This window comes from Frankia sp. CeRuru1, assembly GCF_977966315.1.
Window position 1 is genome coordinate 1 of record NZ_CDWWEW010000021.1, and the last position, 19,871, is coordinate 19,871.

The 19,871-nt window shown below is 70.5% G+C and carries 25 protein-coding genes and 2 pseudogenes; 2 read left to right on the forward strand and 25 right to left on the reverse strand.

Annotated elements, in window-relative coordinates; translation table 11 throughout:
• Nucleotides 1-126 precede the first annotated feature (126 nt).
• From AC08OP_RS02985 to AC08OP_RS03095, 23 genes and pseudogenes are all read right to left on the reverse strand, one after another.
• Nucleotides 127-576, reverse strand: coding sequence for a single-stranded DNA-binding protein (locus AC08OP_RS02985; RefSeq protein ID WP_476612784.1), 450 nt, complete (start codon nucleotides 574-576; stop codon nucleotides 127-129).
• A 39-nt stretch (nucleotides 577-615) separates the two neighbouring features.
• On the reverse strand, nucleotides 616-1,005 hold the full coding sequence (locus AC08OP_RS02990; protein WP_476612785.1) for a hypothetical protein: 390 nt from the start codon (nucleotides 1,003-1,005) through the stop codon (nucleotides 616-618).
• A gap of 167 nt (nucleotides 1,006-1,172) precedes the next feature.
• Entirely contained in the window at nucleotides 1,173-1,376 is a 204-nt protein-coding gene (locus AC08OP_RS02995; RefSeq protein WP_476612812.1) for a hypothetical protein, read from the reverse strand.
• A gap of 35 nt (nucleotides 1,377-1,411) precedes the next feature.
• A pseudogene (locus AC08OP_RS03000) lies at nucleotides 1,412-2,014 on the reverse strand (phosphoadenosine phosphosulfate reductase domain-containing protein); the annotation flags it as partial.
• A complete protein-coding gene (locus AC08OP_RS03005) occupies nucleotides 2,011-2,163 on the reverse strand; it encodes a hypothetical protein (RefSeq protein WP_476612786.1) in 153 nt (50 codons plus the stop codon). The pseudogene AC08OP_RS03000 and the gene AC08OP_RS03005, both read right to left, overlap by 4 nt.
• Nucleotides 2,160-2,615 (reverse strand): hypothetical protein, encoded by a 456-nt coding sequence (locus tag AC08OP_RS03010; protein ID WP_476612787.1) that lies wholly within the window; start codon nucleotides 2,613-2,615, stop codon nucleotides 2,160-2,162. The genes AC08OP_RS03005 and AC08OP_RS03010 overlap by 4 nt, the downstream gene beginning before the upstream one ends.
• 223 nt (nucleotides 2,616-2,838) lie before the next feature.
• Nucleotides 2,839-3,189, reverse strand: a complete 351-nt coding sequence (locus AC08OP_RS03015; protein WP_476612788.1) for a hypothetical protein — start codon at nucleotides 3,187-3,189, stop codon at nucleotides 2,839-2,841.
• Between the two features lie 119 nt (nucleotides 3,190-3,308).
• Entirely contained in the window at nucleotides 3,309-4,484 is a 1,176-nt protein-coding gene (locus AC08OP_RS03020; protein WP_476612789.1) for a hypothetical protein, read from the reverse strand.
• Nucleotides 4,481-4,660: a hypothetical protein gene (locus tag AC08OP_RS03025; protein WP_476612790.1), complete on the reverse strand. Its 180-nt coding sequence runs from the start codon at nucleotides 4,658-4,660 to the stop codon at nucleotides 4,481-4,483. The genes AC08OP_RS03020 and AC08OP_RS03025 overlap by 4 nt, the downstream gene beginning before the upstream one ends.
• Nucleotides 4,660-5,007 carry a hypothetical protein gene (locus AC08OP_RS03030; protein ID WP_476612791.1) on the reverse strand — a complete coding sequence of 116 codons (348 nt, stop codon included), beginning with the start codon at nucleotides 5,005-5,007 and terminating at the stop codon, nucleotides 4,660-4,662. The genes AC08OP_RS03025 and AC08OP_RS03030 overlap by 1 nt, the downstream gene beginning before the upstream one ends.
• Nucleotides 5,004-5,447 (reverse strand): hypothetical protein, encoded by a 444-nt coding sequence (locus tag AC08OP_RS03035; protein WP_476612792.1) that lies wholly within the window; start codon nucleotides 5,445-5,447, stop codon nucleotides 5,004-5,006. The genes AC08OP_RS03030 and AC08OP_RS03035 overlap by 4 nt, the downstream gene beginning before the upstream one ends.
• Nucleotides 5,444-6,439 carry a hypothetical protein gene (locus tag AC08OP_RS03040; protein ID WP_476612793.1) on the reverse strand — a complete coding sequence of 332 codons (996 nt, stop codon included), beginning with the start codon at nucleotides 6,437-6,439 and terminating at the stop codon, nucleotides 5,444-5,446. The genes AC08OP_RS03035 and AC08OP_RS03040 overlap by 4 nt, the downstream gene beginning before the upstream one ends.
• Nucleotides 6,436-6,609 carry a hypothetical protein gene (locus tag AC08OP_RS03045; RefSeq protein WP_476612794.1) on the reverse strand — a complete coding sequence of 58 codons (174 nt, stop codon included), beginning with the start codon at nucleotides 6,607-6,609 and terminating at the stop codon, nucleotides 6,436-6,438. The genes AC08OP_RS03040 and AC08OP_RS03045 overlap by 4 nt, the downstream gene beginning before the upstream one ends.
• Nucleotides 6,609-7,007, reverse strand: a complete 399-nt coding sequence (locus AC08OP_RS03050; RefSeq protein ID WP_476612795.1) for a hypothetical protein — start codon at nucleotides 7,005-7,007, stop codon at nucleotides 6,609-6,611. Before AC08OP_RS03050 ends, AC08OP_RS03045 begins: the two co-directional genes overlap by 1 nt.
• Nucleotides 7,008-7,632: 625 nt before the next feature.
• A complete protein-coding gene (gene der / locus AC08OP_RS03055; protein WP_476612796.1) occupies nucleotides 7,633-9,117 on the reverse strand; it encodes a ribosome biogenesis GTPase Der in 1,485 nt (494 codons plus the stop codon).
• A gap of 134 nt (nucleotides 9,118-9,251) precedes the next feature.
• Nucleotides 9,252-10,079, reverse strand: coding sequence for a lysophospholipid acyltransferase family protein (locus AC08OP_RS03060; protein ID WP_476599230.1), 828 nt, complete (start codon nucleotides 10,077-10,079; stop codon nucleotides 9,252-9,254).
• A complete protein-coding gene (gene cmk, locus AC08OP_RS03065) occupies nucleotides 10,076-10,882 on the reverse strand; it encodes a (d)CMP kinase (RefSeq protein ID WP_476612797.1) in 807 nt (268 codons plus the stop codon). The genes AC08OP_RS03060 and cmk overlap by 4 nt, the downstream gene beginning before the upstream one ends.
• Nucleotides 10,883-10,977: 95 nt before the next feature.
• The gene (locus AC08OP_RS03070; RefSeq protein ID WP_462186277.1) at nucleotides 10,978-12,090 is read right to left on the reverse strand and encodes a prephenate dehydrogenase; all 1,113 of its coding nucleotides are present in this window, start codon (nucleotides 12,088-12,090) and stop codon (nucleotides 10,978-10,980) included.
• 24 nt (nucleotides 12,091-12,114) lie between these two features.
• Complete coding sequence (locus tag AC08OP_RS03075; RefSeq protein WP_476612798.1) at nucleotides 12,115-12,873, reverse strand: pseudouridine synthase; 759 nt, start codon at nucleotides 12,871-12,873, stop codon at nucleotides 12,115-12,117.
• A gap of 16 nt (nucleotides 12,874-12,889) precedes the next feature.
• Entirely contained in the window at nucleotides 12,890-13,474 is a 585-nt protein-coding gene (gene scpB, locus AC08OP_RS03080; RefSeq protein WP_476612799.1) for an SMC-Scp complex subunit ScpB, read from the reverse strand.
• Complete coding sequence (locus tag AC08OP_RS03085; RefSeq protein ID WP_476612800.1) at nucleotides 13,471-14,424, reverse strand: segregation and condensation protein A; 954 nt, start codon at nucleotides 14,422-14,424, stop codon at nucleotides 13,471-13,473. Before AC08OP_RS03085 ends, scpB begins: the two co-directional genes overlap by 4 nt.
• 40 nt (nucleotides 14,425-14,464) lie before the next feature.
• Nucleotides 14,465-15,154, reverse strand: coding sequence for a zinc metalloprotease (locus AC08OP_RS03090; protein ID WP_476612801.1), 690 nt, complete (start codon nucleotides 15,152-15,154; stop codon nucleotides 14,465-14,467).
• Nucleotides 15,155-15,193: 39 nt separating this feature from the next.
• Nucleotides 15,194-16,183 (reverse strand): ParA family protein, encoded by a 990-nt coding sequence (locus tag AC08OP_RS03095; protein ID WP_476592406.1) that lies wholly within the window; start codon nucleotides 16,181-16,183, stop codon nucleotides 15,194-15,196.
• Between the two features lie 243 nt (nucleotides 16,184-16,426).
• Between AC08OP_RS03095 and AC08OP_RS03100 the strand changes: the two genes are divergently transcribed.
• Nucleotides 16,427-17,515, forward strand: coding sequence for an S-(hydroxymethyl)mycothiol dehydrogenase (locus AC08OP_RS03100; protein ID WP_476612802.1), 1,089 nt, complete (start codon nucleotides 16,427-16,429; stop codon nucleotides 17,513-17,515).
• Nucleotides 17,516-17,716: 201 nt separating this feature from the next.
• Nucleotides 17,717-18,367 (forward strand): MBL fold metallo-hydrolase, encoded by a 651-nt coding sequence (locus AC08OP_RS03105; protein ID WP_476612803.1) that lies wholly within the window; start codon nucleotides 17,717-17,719, stop codon nucleotides 18,365-18,367.
• 62 nt (nucleotides 18,368-18,429) lie between these two features.
• On the opposite strand, the gene AC08OP_RS03110 is transcribed toward AC08OP_RS03105, so the two are convergent.
• Nucleotides 18,430-18,729: a GlsB/YeaQ/YmgE family stress response membrane protein gene (locus tag AC08OP_RS03110; RefSeq protein ID WP_462186285.1), complete on the reverse strand. Its 300-nt coding sequence runs from the start codon at nucleotides 18,727-18,729 to the stop codon at nucleotides 18,430-18,432.
• 156 nt (nucleotides 18,730-18,885) lie between these two features.
• Nucleotides 18,886-19,871: pseudogene (locus tag AC08OP_RS03115) on the reverse strand (hypothetical protein); the annotation flags it as partial.

A 19,871-nucleotide genomic window follows, 5' to 3' on the forward strand; every position in this document is an offset into this window, starting at 1 on the left:
GTGAGGGCGAGGGCGGTGGGGCATTGGTGGATCGCGACCGCGGCCATGGTGAGGACGGCGGCGGGCCGGCCCCGTCGGGTTTGGCTGGACGCATCGGGGGCCGACCGCAGCCACGAACCGGGCGGGTCAGAACGGCGGTTCGGCCGGTGCCGGGCCGGCGGGGGTCGACCACGTGTCGTCGGCAGGCGGGCCGGTCGGGGCGGCGGTGCCGCGGGTGGCGCGGACGACCTTCGCCGTGGCGAACTTCAAGCTGGGGCCGATTTCCTCGACGTCGACCTCGACGACGGTGCGCTTCTCCCCCTCGCGGGTCTCGTACGAGCGCTGCTTGAGCCGGCCGGTGACGATGACCCGAGCGCCCTTGGACAGGGACTCGGCGACGTGTTCGGCGGGCTGCCGCCAGATGGAACAGCGCAGGAACAGCGCCTCGCCGTCGCGCCACTCGTTCGTCTGCCGGTCCAGCACGCGGGGGGTGGAGGCGACGGTGAAGCTGGCGACCGCGGCACCGTTCGGGGTGAACCGAACCTCGGGGTCGGTCGCCAGGTTTCCGATGATGGTGATGATCGTGTCTCCGGCCATGGATGATCTCTTTTGTTGTATGGCGGATGGATGAGCTGGTCAGGCCGCCTCATCGGCGTAGACGCCGACTTCGCGCAGCTCGACTCCCGGCTGGAGGTCCTCCTCGTCCCGCAGGTAGACGTCGGTGTTGAGCACCCGCAGCGCGGAGGCTGCGCGGGCGGCGTCGGCGATCTCGCGGCAGGGCTCCTGCCCCTCGGTGGCCTCGACGATCCCGACGAGGTCTTCGAGGGTGAAGACCCGCTCCATGCCGCGGGAACGGTCCTCCAGTTCGGCGACGCGCGTGCGGCACTCGTCGCCGAGCCCGAACACCTGCCTCATGGTCGGATGGTCATCGCCCAGGTATTGCCCGGTTGCCCACATCCGGGCATGGGCGGTCTTACAGGCGACATCCGCCTTCCAGAACTCGCCTTCCTGGGTCTCCTGGGTCATCTCGTCTCCTTCTGTCGTGTACTGCTTTCTCGTGGCCCCCGTTCGCATGGGGTGCGCTTGCCCGCCAGCTCGGCTCGCTGGCGCATGAGGATCAACCCGAGGCGGTAGATGCCGGGGTGTGCGCCCCCCGCCTCCGGCGACATTGCCGGGCTCGATGGTGGTCACCGTCATGTCGCGTGCTCCTTTCTGAGGCCCGGATGCGACCGGGCTTGGGTGACGATCTCGGCCATGGACAGGTCGCGGCGGAAGGTGTGGCCGATGCGCGCCTCGACCTCCGCGTACTCGCGGGCCAGTTCGGGGTTGAGCTGCGCCGAACGAACAAGCGCCGAACGGGAGGCGAGGACGCAGAAACGGCAGGACAGCCGAGGCATCCCCGCGGCGTACGCGGGGTGGGCCGGGTGCCGGCCGCCGCGATCCGCCGCCACACCTGGGCCGTCGTCCAGCCGTGGATCGGCAGCCACTCGTCGACATGCCGGCGGCCATTCGACGCACGGGAGTCGTGCCGGTACGGGCTCCTACTCGCACGCGCCGGGGACTCCTCGGCGCGGAACCCGAAGACGTTCAGGATGCGCACCGGGCGTCCGAAGTGCTGGCACTCGCGAACCAGCGCGGTCATGAGCCGGTAGGCCGGTGCCCGCTTGTGGTCGGAGGTGCAGTAACGGCGGGCGGCATCCGGCCACCGGCGCCTTCCCTCGATCTGCTCCAGGAGATCCTGCGGTCGCCGCTCGCCCGTAGATGCGTCGACGATCTCGCGGCGGACAATCCGGATCGGCAGTCCGTAGTGGGCGGCGTGCTCAGCCGCGAGCTCCCGCGTCCCGGGCCACTCCATGCGGCCAAGGTCAGCGTGAACCACGATCACCCTGTCCGTGGCCCCGGCCTCGCGGGCGGCCTGGGCGACTACGTCCAGCGTGGCCTGCGAGTCCTTGCCCGCGCTGGAGTTCGCCAGGATGAGGTCGTAGTCGCCGAGGTCGGGGTCGGCGCCAGGCGCGATCCCCTCTTTGAGCGTCATTTCGCCCACCGCCGCAACTCGGCCGGGATGCGGCCGCCGCGGTCCGGCTCGTAGACGTACCGCCCCGCCCCACCACGGCCAAGCCGCTCCATGTGCTCGGGTGTCAGGAAGTTCGACACTCCGGCCTCGGTGTATCCGGGCGCGTTCACGAGCTCACCCCCGGCACCCACACCCAGTAACTCGGGATCCTCGGCTCGGACCGCCCGGTCATTCGGGCTCGCTCGGCCCGCCTACGAATGATCTCCCCCAGGCTTACGCGCTCGCCGGCCAGTAGCTCCTTCGGTCGCACGAAGCGCACGCGCGGGGCCTTCGCCACGGCCACCTGGACGCACTTTGCGTACCCGCAGATCGGCCTGGAGCCGAGCGCATAGGCCACGCCGTCCAGTAGTCCGACAAAACAGATCGGGCACTCGCTCGGGTAGAGGTATACCCGCATCCCACAGGCGCGACAGGTCGTGAGCCGGTGGTCTCCGCCCGGGCCGCCGTTGCCGCAGTAGCGGCACCCGCCGGCCATGCGGCGCTGGATGCGCCAGGCGTCGCCCCACCGGCCGAGGCGGTCGGCTTCGCTTGGGGCGGTCTCGGTACGCGCGGGGGCGCTCATGAGGATCTACCCCGAGGCGATCTACCCATGATCCATTCGATGACGAGGTCCACACCGGTACTGGGAATCGGTGTCCCGTAGTCATCGTCAATAGGCCCAGCGCCCATGGTGTCCCGTGCGCGGTGGGTATAACAGGTGCCGCCGCCGACCTGTTCGCCCGCCGGGCAACCCGGGCACGGATCGCGGTCCGGAGCCGAGGCAGGGTCGGGCCAGATAATTCCGCTCACCGGGTCACCCGCCGGTCCCGCTCGGCCGGCAGGAACGCCATCGCGGCCTGGTCGGTGCCGCCGTAGGTGAAGGTGAGCGTCCATGCGGCCTCGACGGCTTCGTTCGGAAAGGTGCGGGTGACCCGGTCGCGGGTCTGCCCGGTCCGGACATCCAGGGCCAGTACGACGTAGGGGTGCAGGCGGCCCAGATACTGCTCCTCCCCCGTCTCCCCATGGCCCGAGCGGTCCAGGATCGCGACGCAGGTCGGACACCCCTCGGGGGCATGCCGCAGGACAACCGCACCTGCGACCCGGCAGCCCTCCACCTCGCGTGGTACGTCCCGGATCGGCCCGGTGACAGCCGTCACCGGGCCGCCTCCTGGATCCACCAGGCCCAGCCGTCCGCGTGGACGGTTCCTTTGGACGTCGTCGGCCCGGACCGTGACAACCGGCTCGGACGGGCCACCGAGTACGACCGGGAGGCCAGTCATGCCGCACCGTCCGTCGCCACCGGCTTCTCGCCGACCCCCAAGGATTCGAGCGCGCGCTCGCGAAAGCGGTCCGCGTCGAAGGTCTTGCCGATGACTCGCGCGTGCAAGGCATGCAGATCCGCGACGTTCTCGATGTGGCGCCGGCAGACCTCGCCAACGACGGCGGCTGGGAGGGCGACTGGTTCGCCCTGGGTGACGGGGAAGTCCGTCTGCCGGGGATTTATCGCCCAGGCCAGACCGCCGATCTCTCCACTGGACAGCTTTGACGGCCGCGCGGGGAGCCGGGGAAGGCGTCGGACGACGCGGGCGAGCGCGGTGGCGCGGCTGCGCCAGGTGTTGATCTCTTCCTCGGGGTCCTTGCGGGCCTCCCGCTCGGCCATCGCCGCGCGCTCGGCGCCGCGCTCCCGGGACCGCTCGGCGAGCAGTTCGGGTGAGACGGCATCCATGAGCCCCGACCCTCGGCCGCTGCCCCACTCGTACCCGAGGCCGATCGCGATGGCGATCCACTGGTCGCGGGACTGATCGGCATCGATTCGGCGCTGGTGCGCCTCGCCCTCGCGGTACTGGGCGCGATACAGCGCCTCCTCCAGTTCTCGGCAGCGTGCCGCGAGGGCGATGTTCTCGGGCCAGCCGGCGCGCATCTCGGCCTCCGCGACCAGCTCGGGGCGCGACGAGCGCCACGAGTCGGGGACGAGGTCGGTGGCGATACCCCGGCGGAGTAGCTCGCTGAGGACACGGTCGAGGGCGTCCTGCACCTCCCGCACCCTGCGGTCCGCGGCCAGGCCGGCGTTGATCGCGCGGGACCCGGCCTGCTGCTTGACACGTTTGGCCCGGTCGAGCGCCTCGGCGAGCAGGTCACGCCCGATGCGGGCGTGTAGATCCAGGACGAGTTCCATCCCACGCAGATGGGTCACGAGGTCCGCTGGATTGTTCGGGTAGTGCCGATGGGCGTATCCCGACAGGTTGTTCACGTCGGCGATGCGGGACCAGGTGCCGAACACCAGCCTGGTCGCCTTGGAGCTCTCGGGGCCGAACTCCAACCCCGTGGGGTACAGCTCGCGCCAGACGGCGTGGACGTCCAGGCGGCCCGCCTTGGTCCGGTACCGGCCGGCATCTAGTCCATCGGCGACGCGGCGTACCGCGTCCAGGGCGGCATGTACCGCTGCGGTCATGAGGGATCTCCTGGGGGTGTGAACCGGGTGCAGCCGATGGCGTTTGGTTCGACGTAGACGAGTCCGTAGGTGTGGGGGTCGGTCGCCCAGTAGCCTGGCTCGTCGAACCAGACCCTCTTGTGGTCGGAGACGGTCGCGCCGCAGGTGTCGCAGGGAGCGGCGCAGTGGTCGGTCATCAGACGTCTTGCCAGTTGAAACGGACGCGAAGTTCAGCGAGTCGCCGCTCGTTGGCTTCATCATCAAAAGGCGGAACCGCGACGTAGGAGAAATCCTCTCGCGGCCTCCAGTAGTAGGGACCGTCACGGTCTACAAAGGACCTCCACCCGCGTATGGATCCATTGCGGAGAATGGTCGACTCGCGTTCGACGAGGATCTGGTCGCCACGAACGCCGTAGACGCTGTACCGCTCGGTCTCGCCGTTGAGACAGTCCCTGTCGGCTCCGCCGATGCAGACGTACGCCTTGTAGCCCCGCCATGGATCGCGCTCCCGATGCTCCAGGAATCGCGGCTCAATGTCCGTCATGAGACCCCTCGGATCGGATCTGCTTCTTCTGTGCCCACCAATTCCGCCAATCGCCTTTGGCTTCGCAGTCCCACATCCGCGTCCCACATCCGCCGTTCGTCCTCGAACATCAGATTTTCATCGAGGCCGGCGCCGAACCCGGCCCGCTCCTCGCGCTTTCGCTCGTCGAACTCCCTGATGCACCAGGGGCAGAGTCGTTCTCCTTCGTAGGAAGTGAGTCCGTCGAACCGGATGCCGTTGTGGGCGTGCGGAATGCCGTAGCGTCCGCACCCGGTGCAGCACGCGAGCGGGATCTCGCCCTGCACGTACTCGGGGCAGTCGCATTGCCCGCCCATACAGGCGCCCGCGAATCGGATTGAGTCGTCGACCTCGATTGGTTCGTGGTCGAACGGCGAGCAGGCACATTTCCCGCAAGGGGCCGCGCCATCGACGGTGCTCATGCCGCCGCCTTCGCGCGGGCCCGGCTGATCTGGTCTTGGACCCGCTTGGCCAGGTCGGGCATGTCGATCGCCTCATAGCGCACGAGGTCGATCTCTTGCCGGAACAGGGGGAAGGTCCGGATGGCGTACAGGGGCAGGTTTGCCCAGTCCGCCATCGTGGCGAGTACCTTTGCTGCGGCACGGGCCTTGGCCATCAAGCGGATGCTGTAGCCCGTCAGGCTCCAGCCGCTCGCCTCGACGTTGAGGCTCCAGTCACGCCCCTTGCGGGCGATGACCAGCCCGTTCACGCCCCGCACGGACTCGACCCGCTCGGGGGCCATCCCTTCGGGACCGCTACGCCACTGCGCGAACCGCTTGTCGACGGCGTCAACGCTTCCGACAAGAATCGCCCGGTCGGTCTCGGCGTATGAGACCTCGGGGCGGTCGTCCTTGATCCGGATGTCGATAGTGGTGGACCATTGCGCGACCTCGCGCAGGGCGTGCGTGGCCCAGTACGCCTCGATGTTGGTCACGTGGCCGGGGGTCAGCGTCGAAGTCGGGTAGCGGATCTGGAACGTCCGCCAGGTCCCGTCGTCGTCACGGTCGATCTGGAGCCCGTCATCCGGCAGCGGCGGACGGTGCAGATCGAGCCGCAACGGCACGACGTCGAGGGCTGCGAGCTCCTCGTGGCCAAGGAAGCCTGTGATCCCGGCCTCGCGGTCAAGCCCCCGGCGCCACCGTTCGGTCGCGTCAGGATCTGGCGGCGTCAGATCCTGACGTTCGTCGACGGCCTTCTCGGCGATCCGGACGGCCTCGTCGCGATCTTGTTCGCTCGCCAGAACCTCTTGCCGCGTCACGTACTGCGGCATGCGGGCGAATGGGTCGGGGCGGTAGATGACTTCGTAGCCGGCTACGCCCATGCCGGATGCCAATCGAACGCGGTCGAGAAACAGGGCGTGACCGGCGTGCGTCCAGCGCCGAACGGTCATGCGGGTGTCCAGGTTGAGCGTCACTCGTCAGCCTCCTCGGCGTCGTGGTCGCACCCCGGGCAGGAATCGGTGAGCCGATAGCCGTGCGGGCAGCTTGTGGCGTACGCAAGCTTGTGGTATCGGCCATCGTGCGGGATGTAGAGGTCGGGATCGGCGGCGACGACCGCCGGGGTGAGGGTCAGGCGTACGGTCATCACGTATCGACCTTCCGGCGCGCGGGGCGCAGTGCCTCGCGCGCCTCCTCCAGTGACCCCCAAGGGGCCGGCTGATCCGGGTGGCCCGGGTAGGTGTGAGCGCGGGCGATCTCGACGACCTTCTCCGGGTCGAGATGGGAGGCGTCGACGATCGCCTGGAGCCCGGTTGCCCACCGCACTCCGAGGGTGGGCTGGTCGTCGCCTCGGGTGATGTCGCTGTACCGCCGGATCTCCCGGCCGTCGCGGGTCGCGGACTCAATGCGGATGAGCGTCGCATCGGTCCACGACGACCCCGGGCCGGACGCGGCCATCGATGTTTTGCGAGTGACCATCACGGCGAGCTGGCCCTTGCGGGCCGTCGCGCCTTCCGGGCCGATCGGGAAGGTGCCGCGGCCCATCACGCCCGCCCGTCAATCGCGCTGTCGCCACCCCACACCAGGTACTGGCACGGGGTCTGGTCCAACTGACCGTCAGTCGTCATGGCGCCTCCTCGCTATCGACTCACAGCGCCCTATCGACACTTTACGACAGTCTAACGCTAGATATCGACAGATCTGGAAGCCCAGAACGGAAGTGTGTCGCCAGGGATCGATAGATCAACCGAGAGGTGCGCCCGCGGTCGACGCCCGGAGCCGCCGGCCAGCGGGACACGCGCAGCGCCGTCCCGCACCGCCCTCTTTCATGGGGGAGCCATGGGGGGACTGCTCAAACAACGACTGTTGATCACGGATGGCGATCACTGCTGATCAATGTCGTTGACGGCCGAAAGCCGCTGTATCGTAAGGGGAACCGGAGCCGCTGACCCTGCTAACGAAGGCGTCCGTTAATGATCAACCACCACTCTGGGGGTCTGGGGGTCGCAGGTTCAAATCCTGTCGTCCCGACAGAGGTGGTAAAACCCGTTGGTCAGGCTTGTGAGCCTGCTCAACGGGTTTTTTCGTCGTAAGCCGCCGTCACGCCGTCCCGGCCGTCCGGCCGGTCCGGAAAACCCGCCCGGCTGGCGGCCGGAACCCGGTCCAACCGTCAGCCGCCGCCCCTGCGGTCGCCGCGTTCACGCACCCGCACCGAGATCGAGATGGGCGAACCGGCGAAGCCGAAGTCCTCCCGGAGCCGGCGTTCCAGGAACCGGCGGTAGGACGACTCCAGAAAACCCGTCGTGAACACCACGAACCGCGGCGGGCGCACTCCGGCCTGGGTCGCGAACAGAACCTTCGGAACCCGCCCTCCACGCGCTGGCGGCGGGGTCGCGGCGACGACCTCACCCAGCCAGGTGTTCAGCCGGCCGGTCGGGATCCGGGTACCCCAGGATTCCAGCGCGGTGCGCAGCGCGGGGGCGAGCCGGTCGGTCGCACGCCCGGTACGGGCCGAGACGTTCACCCGCGGCGCCCACGCGACCCGGCCGAGGTCGCGGACGATCTCCCGTTCCAGGGTGAGCCGGCGGTCGGTGTCCACCAAGTCCCACTTGTTGAAGGCGAGGACGAGGGCCCGTCCCGCGTCGACGACCATCGAGATGACCCGCTGGTCCTGCTCGGTCACCGGCTCGTCCGCGGCGAGCAGGACGATGGCGACCTCGGCGGCTTCCAGGGCCGAGGCGGTGCGCAGCGACGAGTAGTACTCGGCGCCGGAGGCCTCCCGGACGCGACGGCGCAGCCCGGCGGTGTCGATGAACATCCACTCCTCGCCGCCGACCGTCACCAGCTCGTCGACCGGGTCCCGGGTGGTGCCGGCGACGTCGTGCACCAACGACCGCCGGCTGCCGGCGATCTTGTTCAGCAGACTCGACTTGCCGACGTTGGGCCGGCCGATCAGCGCGACCCGCCGGGGGCCGTCGGACTCGGTGAGGATCTCGCGCGGCGCCTCGGGCAACGCGGCGAGCACGGCGTCGAGCAGGTCTCCGCTGCCCCGGCCGTGCAGGGCCGAGACCGGGTGCGGCTCGCCGAGCCCGAGGCTCCACAGCGCCGCCGCATCAGCCTCGAATCGTACGTCGTCGACCTTGTTCGCCACCAGGATCACTGGCAGCCCGCAGCGGCGCAGCACCCGGGCGACCGCCTCGTCGGCGTCGGTGGCGCCGGTGACGACGTCCACGATGAACAGCACCGCATCGGCGGTGTCGAGCGCCGCGCGGGCCTGCTCGGAGACCTGGGCGGCCAGCCCCGTCGCGTCGGGTTCCCAGCCGCCGGTGTCGACGAGGGTGAACCGCCGCCCGCTCCAGACCGCGTCGTAGGCGATGCGATCACGGGTCACCCCGGGGACGTCCTCGACGACCGCGGCGCGCCGGCCGAGGACGCGGTTGACCAACGTCGACTTGCCCACGTTGGGTCGCCCCACGACGGCCACCACCGGTTGACCGGCCCCGGGGCTCGCGAACTCGCCGTCGAGCTCGCCGACGAACCCGTCGGGGCCACCGACGTCATCGCCGAGGCCACCGACGTCATCGCCGAAGCCACCGTCGGCGAACCGGTCGAACCCGGCCGCGCCGAGGTCCGTTGATAGGTCTTGTCCGCTCATCACTGTCACTGCCAACTGTCATCGTGGGACGGGATCGCCTGTGATTCCCGGGCTCGGCGCCGGGCACTCGAACGTGGTCGGATCGCCGGGGGCTCTCACCCGCCCGTCCGGAGCGAGCAGCGATCTTGCTCAGGTTACCCGGAGCCGGCCCGGTCAGCCCCGCCGGTCCCGCCGGCCTCACCGCAGGCCTTTCCGGCCCGGACGGTCGCCAGATGGTCGAGCAGGCGCACCCGGATGTCCTCCGCGACGGCGGCCAGCGCCTTGCGCGAACGTGGGTTCGCCGGCACCTCCACCGCGAACGGCGCACCGAAGACCACCCGGATCGGCACCGACCGGCGCGGCCAGCGCGCCCCCCGGGGCAGGGCGGCACCGGTGTTGATGCAGGCCACCGGTAGGACGCGGCAGCGGCCGTGCACCGCGAGGTAGGCGATGCCGTGCTGGACCGCCGCCATCTCCCCGCTGCCCCGGGTGCCCTCGGGGAACAACCCGATCGCCCCGCCGCGGGAGAGCTCGTCCAGTGCGGTGTGCAGGGCCTCCCGGTCGGCCCGATCACGATCGATCGGAATCTGACCGCTGAACAGCAGCGCCCGGCCGAGCACCCCCCGGTACATCTCGATCTTGCTCAGGCAGCGCACGGTCCGCGGGGACTCGATCACCACCAACGGGCCATCCAGCCAACTGCTGTGGTTCCCAGCGAAGATCAACGGTTCGTCGAAGGGGACGTTCTCGAGCCCCTCCAGGCTGATCTGCATGACCACCCGGTTGAGGAACCAGCGGACCCCGGGCTTGAGGACGCGGTGCGGGAGGTCGTTGTAGACCGGTGACGCGGCACCCCGGTGGACCGGTCCACGCGCGACCCGGGCGGCCCGCCCGGCCGCCTCCGCGGCACGTTCGCCGGCACCGTCGCCCGGCCGAGCGGCCTCAGCGCGGGGAGCCTCAGCGCGGGGGTTCGACGTGGTCATCTCATCCGGTTCGGCAGCTGCTCGCAACGCCGAAGCACCTCGTCGACGACTTCGGGCACCGCCCGGGCCGTCGAGTCCAGAACCATCGCGTCGGGCGGGATAGCCAGCGGGTCCGCCGCCCGGTTGCTGTCGAGCGCGTCGCGCCGGTCGAGTTCGGCGAGGGTCCGGGCGACGTCGTCAACGCCCTTCTCCCCGAGCTGGCGGGAGCGACGCAGCGCACGGACCTCGGTCGAGGCGGTGAGGAAGACCTTGATCTGGGCGCCCGGCGCCACGACCGAGCCGATGTCGCGACCCTCCACGACGATGCCGCCGGCCGGCAACGCGGCGGCGATCACCTGACGCTGTTGAGTGACGAGCAACGCCCGCACCGCCGGCACCGCCGCGATCGCACTGACCGCGTTGGTCACCGCGCGGGTGCGGATCTGGGCGTCCACCCCGACACCGTCGATGGCGATCGAGGGTTCGTCCGGGTCCGTACCGACCGAGATCACCGCCCGCTCGGCCAGCTCCGCGACCGCCGCCGGGTCCTCGATGTCGATCCGCCGTTCCAGCGCGAGCTGGGTGACTGCGCGGTACATCGCCCCGGTGTCGAGGTACCGCAGGCCGAGACGGCGGGCGATCTCGCGGGCCACGGTGCTCTTCCCCGACCCTCCGGGACCGTCGACCGCCACGATCAGACCCTCGGCCCCGCCTTCGTGGACCGCGGGACCATCTCCCTCGGACCCGAGCGGCGCAGACGTTCCCTCCCGGCTGTCGGTGACCATGCTTCCTGCCGACAGCGCAGACCCGTGGTCGGGCTTCACCCGATTCCTCCGTCCCGGTCACATAATAAAGTTGTCGGATCGCGCCCCCGCGGATGCCGACATGTGCAACCCGGATCAGGCTACTCGGTACGGCATCAGGATCGCCGGTATGCCGTCCAGCCGTTGAGCGTCAACCGGTCGACGAGCTCGTCCGCGGCCGTCGGGTCCACCGCGAGCTCGACGATGCCGGCGGGTGCGTCGAGGCTGTGCTCGAAGGGCCCGACATCCTCGATGTTGATCTGCCACTGGCTGATGAAGCCGACGAGCGCGGCGAGCTGGCCAGGCCGGTCATCGAGCACGACCCCCACCCAGCCCCAGGACTGCGCCGGGGCGCCGGGCTTGCGCGGAAGCAGCGCACGGCCGGCCTGGCCGCACCGCATGAGCCGGGAGACCGCGGCGGTGACCTCGTCACCGGAACCGGTGTCGAGGACGCCGGCGAGCGCGGTGAGCTGGGCGCCGAGGGAACGCACCCGCTCGGCGATCGGGCCGCGGTTACCCTCGATGATCCCCGACCACAGCTCGGCGTCGCTGTCGGCGAGCCGGGTGGTGTCGCGGAACCCCTGCCCGACGAAGGGCACGTCCCGTTCCGGCAGCCCGACGAGCACCCCCGCGAGCGCGCTCGCGACGATCTGGGGCACGTGGGAGACCGACGCCATCGCCGCGTCGTGACGCTGCGGGGTGGTCCGCACCGGCGTAGCCCCGCAGGCGAACGCCAGCGCCACCGTGGCGTGCACCGCGGCCGACCCGGTGTGCGGGACGGGACAGACCGCCCAGACCCGCTCGGCGAACAGGTCCGCCCGGGCGGAGACGGCCCCGTGCCGTTCCCGGCCGGCGATGGGGTGGGCTGGGCACCACGTCGTGAGGTCGCAGCCGAGCTGGACTCCCTCGACCAACGGTCGGACCTTGACGCTGCCGGCGTCGCTGATCGTGTCCGCGAGGCCGGAGCGGGCCAGGGCGCGTACCTGGGCCGCGACACTCGGCAGCGGGGTGGCGACGACCGCATGATCGACCCGCTCCCCCGCCCACGGCCGCCCGGCACCCATCTTCTCGGCAAGCGCAACCTGTGCCTCGTCCACGTCGCGGAGCAGGACCTCGATGCCCCTTGCCGACAGCGCGAGACCGATACTGGTCCCGATCAGGCCCGTGCCGACGACCCCGACCCGGCGCAGGCGCGGAAGGCATGCGACATCCCATCCCGACCCGACCATGGCCTTGAGCCTAAAGCCTCGAGCCTAGAGACCGACGCCGTGATACAGGGTGCCGATCTCGTGACGGGTGAGGTGACGGGCCCGCCCGGCGCGCAGGGTTCCCAGCGACACCGCCCCGAACCGGGTGCGCACCAGCCGATGCACCGGGTGGCCGACGGCGTCCATCATCCGGCGGACGACGTGCTTGCGCCCTTCGTGCACAACGACCTCGACCATCACCCGTCCGTTCGCGTTGTCGACGACGCGCGCCGAGTCCGCGCGCACCGGGCCGTCGTCGAGTTCGACCTCCGCGCGCAGCTGGCGCAGGACGTCGCGGCGCAGCGGACCGGACACCTCGACGAGGTAGGTCTTGGGGACGGCGAACGAGGGATGGGTGAGCCGGTGCGCGAGCTCCCCGTCGTTGGTGACGAGCAGCAGCCCCTCGCTGTCGGCGTCGAGCCGGCCAACGTGGAACAGCCCGCCGCCGAACTCCATGAGCAGATCCGCGATCGTCGGCCGGCCCCGGTCGTCCGACATCGCCGAGAGCACCCCGCGCGGCTTGTTCAACGCCAAGTGGACCAGGCCCGCCCTGGTGACGATCCGCTCACCGTCGACCTCGATGAGGGCGGTTTCGGGATCGACCCGGCGGCCCTGCTCGCGCACCACGGTGCCATCCACCCGGACCCGACCGGCAGCGATCAACTCCTCGCTGTGCCGGCGGGAGCCCACCCCGGCGGCGGCCAGCACCTTCTGCAGCCGGATGCCCTGGTCCTGGGGCTCGTCCGGGCGGTCACCGGTACTCATGACGGGAACCTGGTGCTCATGACGTAACAATGTCATCAATCTCATCGAGACCGGGCAGCAGGGGGGCGAGCGGCGGCAGTTCGTCGAGCCCGCGCAGCCCCATCCGTTCGAGAAAGTAGTCGGTGGTGCCGTAGAGGATCGCGCCGGTCTCCGGATCGTGCCCTACCTCCTCGACCAGGCCGCGGGCGGTGAGGGTGCGGATGACTCCGTCGGCGGAGACACCCCGCACCGCCGAGATCCGCCCCCGGCTCACCGGCTGCTGGTAGGCGACGACGGCCAGGGTCTCCAGCGCAGCCTGCGACAGCCGGGCCGACTGGCCGGCGAGCACGAAGCGCTCGACCCAGGGGGCGCACTCGTCCGCAGTGTAGAAGCGCCAGCCGCCACCGGTGTGCCGCAGCCGGAAGCCGCAGCCGTCGTGGGCATACTGCTCGGCGAGCTGCGCGAGCAGCCGCTCGACCTCCAGCGCCGGGGCGCCGAGGCCGGTCGCGAGCTCCGCGACGCCGACCGGCTTCTCCGCGACCATGAGGACCGCCTCAAGCAACGCACCCAGCGGCGGCCGGGCCTCCCCGGCAGTCCCGGCAGTCCCGGCAGTCCCAGTCACGACGCCACCTCCCGCGACTCCTCCTCCGCGTCCCCACCGTACCGATCAGATCCGAACAGCCCGTGGCCGATCGGCGGGGCGTCGGCCTCGACCGCCGGATCCAGGGCGATCCAGCGCACCGTCAGCTCACCGAGCGGGACCTGCTGGTCGAAGGAGATCCGGCCCTCGCGGAAGAGCTCCAGCAGCGCCAGGAACCGGGCCACCACCTCGATGGTCTGCCGGCAGCCGACGCACAGCATCCCGAAGGTCGCGGTGCCCACCTCGCGCAGCATCGCGATGACGGCGAGCATATGCTCCCGCACGCTGATCCGGGGCAGGTGCACGTGATCGGTCGCGACCAGCGGCGGCAGCGGCGGCTCACGCAGCCGGGCCGCGAGCGCCGCGAGCTCCGTCGGGCCGATGCCAATCTGGACCTCCGGCAGCGCGGCGGCGTAACGGGGCTCCAGGGGTACCGCCCGGGGGGTATGGCGCGCCTCCAGGGCCATAAGGCCGGCGAAGAGCGCCGCAGCCTCCTTGTACGCCTTGTACTGCAGTAGCCGGGCGAAAAGCAGGTCGCGGGCCTCCAGCAGGGCCAGGTCCGCCGACTCGTCCTCGGACAGGGCACCCGGCAGCAGCCGGGCCGCCTTCAGGTCGAGCAGGGTCGCCGCGATCACCAGGAACTCGGTGGCCTGGCCGAGGTCGAACTGGTCCCCCAGCCGCCGGATGTGCGCGACAAACTCGTCGGTGACCTGGGAGAGCGCGACCTCGGTCACGTCGAGGCGATGCTTGGCGATGAGCGAGAGCAGTAGGTCGAAGGGGCCGGTGAAGTTGTCGAGTTCGACGACGAAGGTCTCCGTGCGCCCACCACGACCCGTCGGCACGCCGGTACGCGGGGCGGCCCTCCCGTCGGCCTGGTCGGCCTGGTCGCCCTGGTCGGCCGGAGCGGCCGGAGCGGCTCGAGACCGGGTCATGGCGCCACGCTACGCCCCGGCGGCGTCGGCGTGATCATCATCACCCCAGGTTGAGGCCTATCAGCGAGGCGAGTCCCCGCAGCAACGGGCCGATGAGCTGGCCGATGACCGAGGGGAATCCGACGAACAGCACCGGCAGCAGCAACAACGCCAGCAGGATGCCCAACCCGATGTTGCGCTCGGCTAACTGGTACCGGGCTTTGCGCCAGCCGGCCGTGGTCGGGCCGAGCAGGAACAGCAGCCGCCCGGCGTCTGTCGGGGGGACCGGGATCAGGCTGACGATGAACATCGACCCGAACGTGACGGCCATCCACAACGCGAGCTCGGCACCGAAGCTGTTCGGCACCGTCACCTCGGTGACGCGGTCACCGAGCCGCACCAGCCCCGGCTCGCCGAGCGGCTGGAACACCGCCAGGGTTGCCAGGGCGAGCAGGAGATACGCCAGCGGTCCGGCCAGGACGGCGGCGGCCACCTGGAACCGGCGCCGCCGCCACACGTCGTTCATGGGCACCGACTCGGCCCAGCCGTAGCCGACGACGAAGACAGCGACTCCGCTGAACGGGCTGAGCCGGTCCTTCAGGCCCGTCGTCAGCCGCCCCGAGCGCATCGGGGTCGGGTCACGGACCAGCCAGGCCACGAGCACCTGGGCGGCGTCGTGGGCGAAGATCCCGATGAGGAAGGCGAGGAGGATCCCGAGAAGCGCCGCGGGTTCGGCAAGGTGGAACAGCACGTCGCTACCTTTTCGCCCCGATCGCCCCGTTGTCTCGGTTCAGCCGACGGCCGGCGGCGTGTCGTGCCGGACCATCAGTTCCCGGGCGAGTCGCCGGTAGCCGGCAGCCCCCACCGACGTCGGGGCGTAGGTGGTGATCGGCTCGCCGGCCACCGTGGTCTCCGGGAACCGAACCGTCCTGTTGATCACAGTGTGGAACACCTCGTCCGGGAACCGTTCGACGACCCGGGCCAGCACCTCCCGGGCATGCAGGGTGCGGGCGTCGTACATGGTCGCCAGAATACCGGCGAGCTCCAGGCGTGAGTTGAGCCGCTCGCGCACCTTGTCAATGGTCTGCAACAGCAGCGCCACTCCCCGCAGCGCGAAGTACTCGCATTCCAGCGGGACGATGACGGCGTCCGCCGCCGTCAGCGCGTTCACGGTCAGCAGGCCGAGCGAGGGCTGGCAGTCGACGAGGATGACGTCGTACTCGTCGAGGATCGGCGCCAGCGCGCGGGCGAGGCTGTGCTCGCGGCCGACCTCGGTGACCAGCAGCACCTCCGCGGCGGACAGGTCGATGTTGCTCGGCAGCAGGTCGAGCCCGTCGACCTGGGTCTCGACGATCACCTCGCGGACGTCGGCGTCCCCGCCCAGCAGGAGGTCGTGCACCGTCAGGTCGAACTGCATCGGGTTGACGCCGAGCCCGACCGACAGCGCACCCTGAGGATCGAAGTCGACGAGGAGTACCCGCCGGCCGTACTCCGCGAGCGCGGCACCCAGGTTGATCGTGCTGGTGGTCTTGCCGACCCCGCCCTTCTGGTTGCACATCGCGACGATCCAGGCGGGACCATGCGACGCCAGCGGGGGCGGGACGGGAAACGACGGCAGCGGCCGCCCGGTGGGCCCGGGCTCGCCCACCCCCGCATCGACACTCTCACCGCCGGCCTCGAGCCGCCCGTCCTCGGACAGGCGGGGATCACCGACCGTCACCTCCCCGTAGAAGCGGCGGGTCGGTGAGGCGACGGACGACGTGTCGGTGAAACGGACCACTGAGGGGTTGCTCCTTCTACAAAGAGCAGAAACGGACCGGTAGGAGCGTACCGACACCGACCCGTTCTCGGTGGCGCCGGGTGGCCGTAAAGCGGCGTGTCGCACCATGAGCGGCGTGACCACGTTGGACGGACCTCACCAACGGAGGTAGGAAAGTCAGACACCGGGGTGACCGCTCCGGTTCGACGAGGGATTCATCTCTCCGACCGGTGCTCGAGGAGACTCGAGGAGAAGGGATCCGAGATGGGCGCGCAGACGGTGGAAGCGGTGGTGGCCCGGGAGAAGGGCGCCGCGGTCTCGCTGGAGCAGATCGTTGTTCCAGATCCGGGTCCGGGCGAGGCACGGGTACGGGTGCGCGCCTGCGGCGTATGCCATACCGACCTGCACTACCGCGAGGGCGCGATCAACGACGACTATCCGTTCCTGTTGGGGCACGAGGCGGCCGGCGCCGTCGAATCGGTGGGCGAGGGCGTGGTGGGTCTGGCCCCCGGTGACTACGTGGTGCTGGCCTGGCGGGCCCCCTGCGGAACCTGCCGGGCCTGTCGGCGCGGCATGGCCTGGTATTGCTTCGACTCCCGCAACGCGCGAAATTCGATGACCCTGGCGGACGGGACGCCGCTGGCGCCGGCGATGGGCATCGGTGCGTTCACGCCGCTGACCCTGGTCGCCGCGGGCCAGTGCGTGCTGGTGGACCCCGCGGCCCGGCCAGAGGCGGCCGGGCTGATCGGCTGCGGGGTGATGGCCGGTTTCGGTGCCGCCGTGAACACCGGCAGGGTCACCCGGGGTGAGACGGTGGCAGTGATCGGTTGCGGCGGGGTCGGCGACGCGGCGATCGCCGGCGCCTCGATCGCGGGAGCACGGAAGATCATCGCGGTCGATGTCGACGACCGAAAGCTCACCTGGGCCCGACACTTCGGTGCCACCGATGTCGTGAATGCCACGGCAGGCGATCCGGTGGCGGCCATCCGGGCGCTCACCGACGGCTTCGGCGCCGATGTGGTCATTGAGGCGGTGGGCCGCCCGGAGACCTACCGCCAGGCCTTCGACGCCCGCGACCTAGCGGGACGGCTGGTCCTGGTGGGTGTACCCGACCCGGCGATGACCGTGGAGCTGCCGCTCGCCGAGGTCCTCGGCCGCGGCGGTCACCTGTCGTCGTCCTGGTACGGCGACAGCCTGCCGAGCCGCGACTTCCCGATCCTCATCGACCTCTATCGCCGGGGCCGGCTCGACCTCGACGCCTTCGTCACCGAGACCATCGGGATCGGCGACGTCGAGAAGGCGTTCACCCGGATGCAGCGCGGCGACGTGTTGCGCAGCGTCGTCATCCTCTGAGTCGTCGTTCACCGGGCCGCCGTCTACTGAACCATCGTTCACTGAACCTTTGTTCACTGGCGAGGTTCGTCGGCGGCGGGCTCACCCGGAGCCGGGAACCGCCGGATACGGTCGACCCCACCGGGTGCACCGCCGTCCGACGGCACCCGCGACACGCGCAGCGGGCAGCGGGCAGACCGATCGGGTCGAGGAGGGGACGCAATGATCGTCAATACCGGGCTTCGGGTGGATCGGGTGATCACGCGCGGCGACTTCACGCTCGACGGTCAGTCGTTCACGGTCGACAACAACATCTGGCTCGTGGGAAACGACGACGAGGTACTGGTCATCGACGCCGCGCACGACCCGTCGGTGATCGCGGCGGCCATCGGCACCCGCGCGGTCACATCGATCATCGCTACGCACGGTCATAACGACCACATCAATGCGGCGGCGGAGCTCGCGGACCTGGTCCGGGCGCCCATCGCGCTGCACCCCGCCGACGTGGTGCTGTGGAAGGCGATCTATCCGCACCGGGCGCCCGACCGTGCGCTCGCGGACGGACAGCTCATCGGCCTGCCCGAAGGTGGCGCGCTGCGCGTCCTGCACACCCCGGGCCACTCTCCCGGCGGGATCTGCCTGTTCGGGGAGATCAACGGCGACCCGGTCCTGTTCAGCGGCGACACGCTCTTCCGCGGGGGTCCCGGGGCGACCGGGCGGTCCTACTCCGACTTCCCGACCATCCTGGCCTCGATCCGTACCAGGCTGCTCACCCTGCCCGCGCACACCGTCGTGCACACCGGTCACGGCGACGACACGACCATCGGTGAGGAGGGTGTCGACTACGACGACTGGGTGAGCCGCGGCCGCTGACCGGCCGCGTCCCCGCATCACCGCCCGGTGTGCACACCGGACCGCCTGGTGCGCACACCGGGCTAGGGTCGGCCCGCGGTGCGCCGGGTGCCGGTGCTCTGCCCACGACGCGCCGCCCACATCGGGGAGACGATCGCGACCAGCGCGACCGCGACACCAACCTGCAGGATGTGCCGGATCCAGTCGAAGCCGCCGGTGTGGCGCACGCCGAGCGCGCTCGCGATCACGTTACCCACCAGCGCGCCGATGATGCCGAACCCGACCGTCAGCCAGAGTGGGATGTTCTGCCGACCCCGGACGATCAGACGGGCCAGAAGACCGATCACCAGACCGGCCAGAACGATCCAGAGAATTTGGAACACCGGGCACCCCCAGAGCGTGAGTCTGCCTCCTCTTCGTCTCCATGAACCCGGCCGTACAAACACCGCGGGCACCCGACCCGCACCGGATGCACAAACCTTCCTTATTTAGTTTTTTCCTGAAAAATGGGCCCAACCCGGCGGAACACCACCGGTCCGTCAACGCGGAAGATCCCGGGCGTCGACGGCCCGCAGATTGATGTTCACGAATCCCTGGTGCATTCCGGGTACCAGGTCGACCCAGAAATAACCACGCAGCCGGTAGGAACCCTGCACGTAGCCGAAGGAAGCACCGCTGTGCGCCATCTCGGCAAGGCGGTACGTGCTCCCGAAGCACTCCTTCCCCGGCTCGAAGCCGGGCGGCTCCCCCGGCCCGAGCGCCCCGCACGCGTCGAAGAGGGTGAAGTTGGGCCGGTTGTCCCCCCCAAAGTCCGGTCCGGGGTAGAAGGCCCCTTCGTTACCCTCGGCGAGGGTGGAGATGTCGAGGAAGACGATTTGGGTGTCGTGCGCGGTGACGAAGCCGGTGAACGCCTTGGCCTGCATGAGCTGGCCGACCGTGCCCCGGAATCCGGGGATCGGCCGCCCCGACGACAGGCCGGCAGGAGGAACGATGACAGAGGGTGAGGGCGCGGGGAGCCCCGGTGGCCCAGGAGTACGTCCCGATCGGGCCGGGACGTCGTCACGCGACGACGGGGTGAGTGGCACGCCGTGCGGGCCGGGCCCCGGTTCCCCGGCTGTCGCCTGGGAACTGGCGGCCGTCCCGGGGGCCTGCGGACCGAGGTCGCCGGCGGCCTCGGAGGCGCTCAGGGCGGCCAGACCCGCGAGTGTCGCGGCCAGGGCGGCCAGACCCGCGGTCCGGCGCGGGTGGCGCCGGGCACGGGCCCGCCGGCCGGACAGGGGCCGCTTCGCCCCGGCGGGAGCTGCCCCGGCGGAAGCGGCCGCATCATGATCACCGTCAGCCGGCCGGCCACCGGCCTGATCGTCATCCTCGCCGAGCGCGGACCCGCCGACCTGCCCGGACTCGCCGACCTGCCCGGACTCGCCGACCTGCCCGGACTCGCCGACCTGCCGAAGCTCGCCAGCCTGCCCGGGGTCCCCCGCCGGATCACCGGTCCCGCGTGGCGCCCGGCCCGCTGTCCCCGCAC

Excerpts from the sequence above, each read along its gene's own strand:
- AC08OP_RS02985 (WP_476612784.1), bottom strand. The coding sequence starts at position 576 with ATGGCCGGAGACACGATCATCACCATCATCGGAAACCTGGCGACCGAC.
- AC08OP_RS02990 (WP_476612785.1), bottom strand. The coding sequence starts at position 1,005 with ATGACCCAGGAGACCCAGGAAGGCGAGTTCTGGAAGGCGGATGTCGCC.
- AC08OP_RS02995 (WP_476612812.1), bottom strand. The coding sequence starts at position 1,376 with ATGCCTCGGCTGTCCTGCCGTTTCTGCGTCCTCGCCTCCCGTTCGGCG.
- AC08OP_RS03010 (WP_476612787.1), bottom strand. The coding sequence starts at position 2,615 with ATGAGCGCCCCCGCGCGTACCGAGACCGCCCCAAGCGAAGCCGACCGC.
- AC08OP_RS03020 (WP_476612789.1), bottom strand. The coding sequence starts at position 4,484 with ATGACCGCAGCGGTACATGCCGCCCTGGACGCGGTACGCCGCGTCGCC.
- AC08OP_RS03025 (WP_476612790.1), bottom strand. The coding sequence starts at position 4,660 with ATGACCGACCACTGCGCCGCTCCCTGCGACACCTGCGGCGCGACCGTC.
- AC08OP_RS03030 (WP_476612791.1), bottom strand. The coding sequence starts at position 5,007 with ATGACGGACATTGAGCCGCGATTCCTGGAGCATCGGGAGCGCGATCCA.
- AC08OP_RS03035 (WP_476612792.1), bottom strand. The coding sequence starts at position 5,447 with ATGAGCACCGTCGATGGCGCGGCCCCTTGCGGGAAATGTGCCTGCTCG.
- AC08OP_RS03045 (WP_476612794.1), bottom strand. The coding sequence starts at position 6,609 with ATGACCGTACGCCTGACCCTCACCCCGGCGGTCGTCGCCGCCGATCCC.
- AC08OP_RS03050 (WP_476612795.1), bottom strand. The coding sequence starts at position 7,007 with ATGGGCCGCGGCACCTTCCCGATCGGCCCGGAAGGCGCGACGGCCCGC.
- der (WP_476612796.1), bottom strand. The coding sequence starts at position 9,117 with ATGAGCGGACAAGACCTATCAACGGACCTCGGCGCGGCCGGGTTCGAC.
- AC08OP_RS03060 (WP_476599230.1), bottom strand. The coding sequence starts at position 10,079 with ATGACCACGTCGAACCCCCGCGCTGAGGCTCCCCGCGCTGAGGCCGCT.
- AC08OP_RS03070 (WP_462186277.1), bottom strand. The coding sequence starts at position 12,090 with ATGGTCGGGTCGGGATGGGATGTCGCATGCCTTCCGCGCCTGCGCCGG.
- AC08OP_RS03075 (WP_476612798.1), bottom strand. The coding sequence starts at position 12,873 with ATGAGTACCGGTGACCGCCCGGACGAGCCCCAGGACCAGGGCATCCGG.
- AC08OP_RS03085 (WP_476612800.1), bottom strand. The coding sequence starts at position 14,424 with ATGACCCGGTCTCGAGCCGCTCCGGCCGCTCCGGCCGACCAGGGCGAC.
- AC08OP_RS03100 (WP_476612802.1), top strand. The coding sequence starts at position 16,427 with ATGGGCGCGCAGACGGTGGAAGCGGTGGTGGCCCGGGAGAAGGGCGCC.
- AC08OP_RS03105 (WP_476612803.1), top strand. The coding sequence starts at position 17,717 with ATGATCGTCAATACCGGGCTTCGGGTGGATCGGGTGATCACGCGCGGC.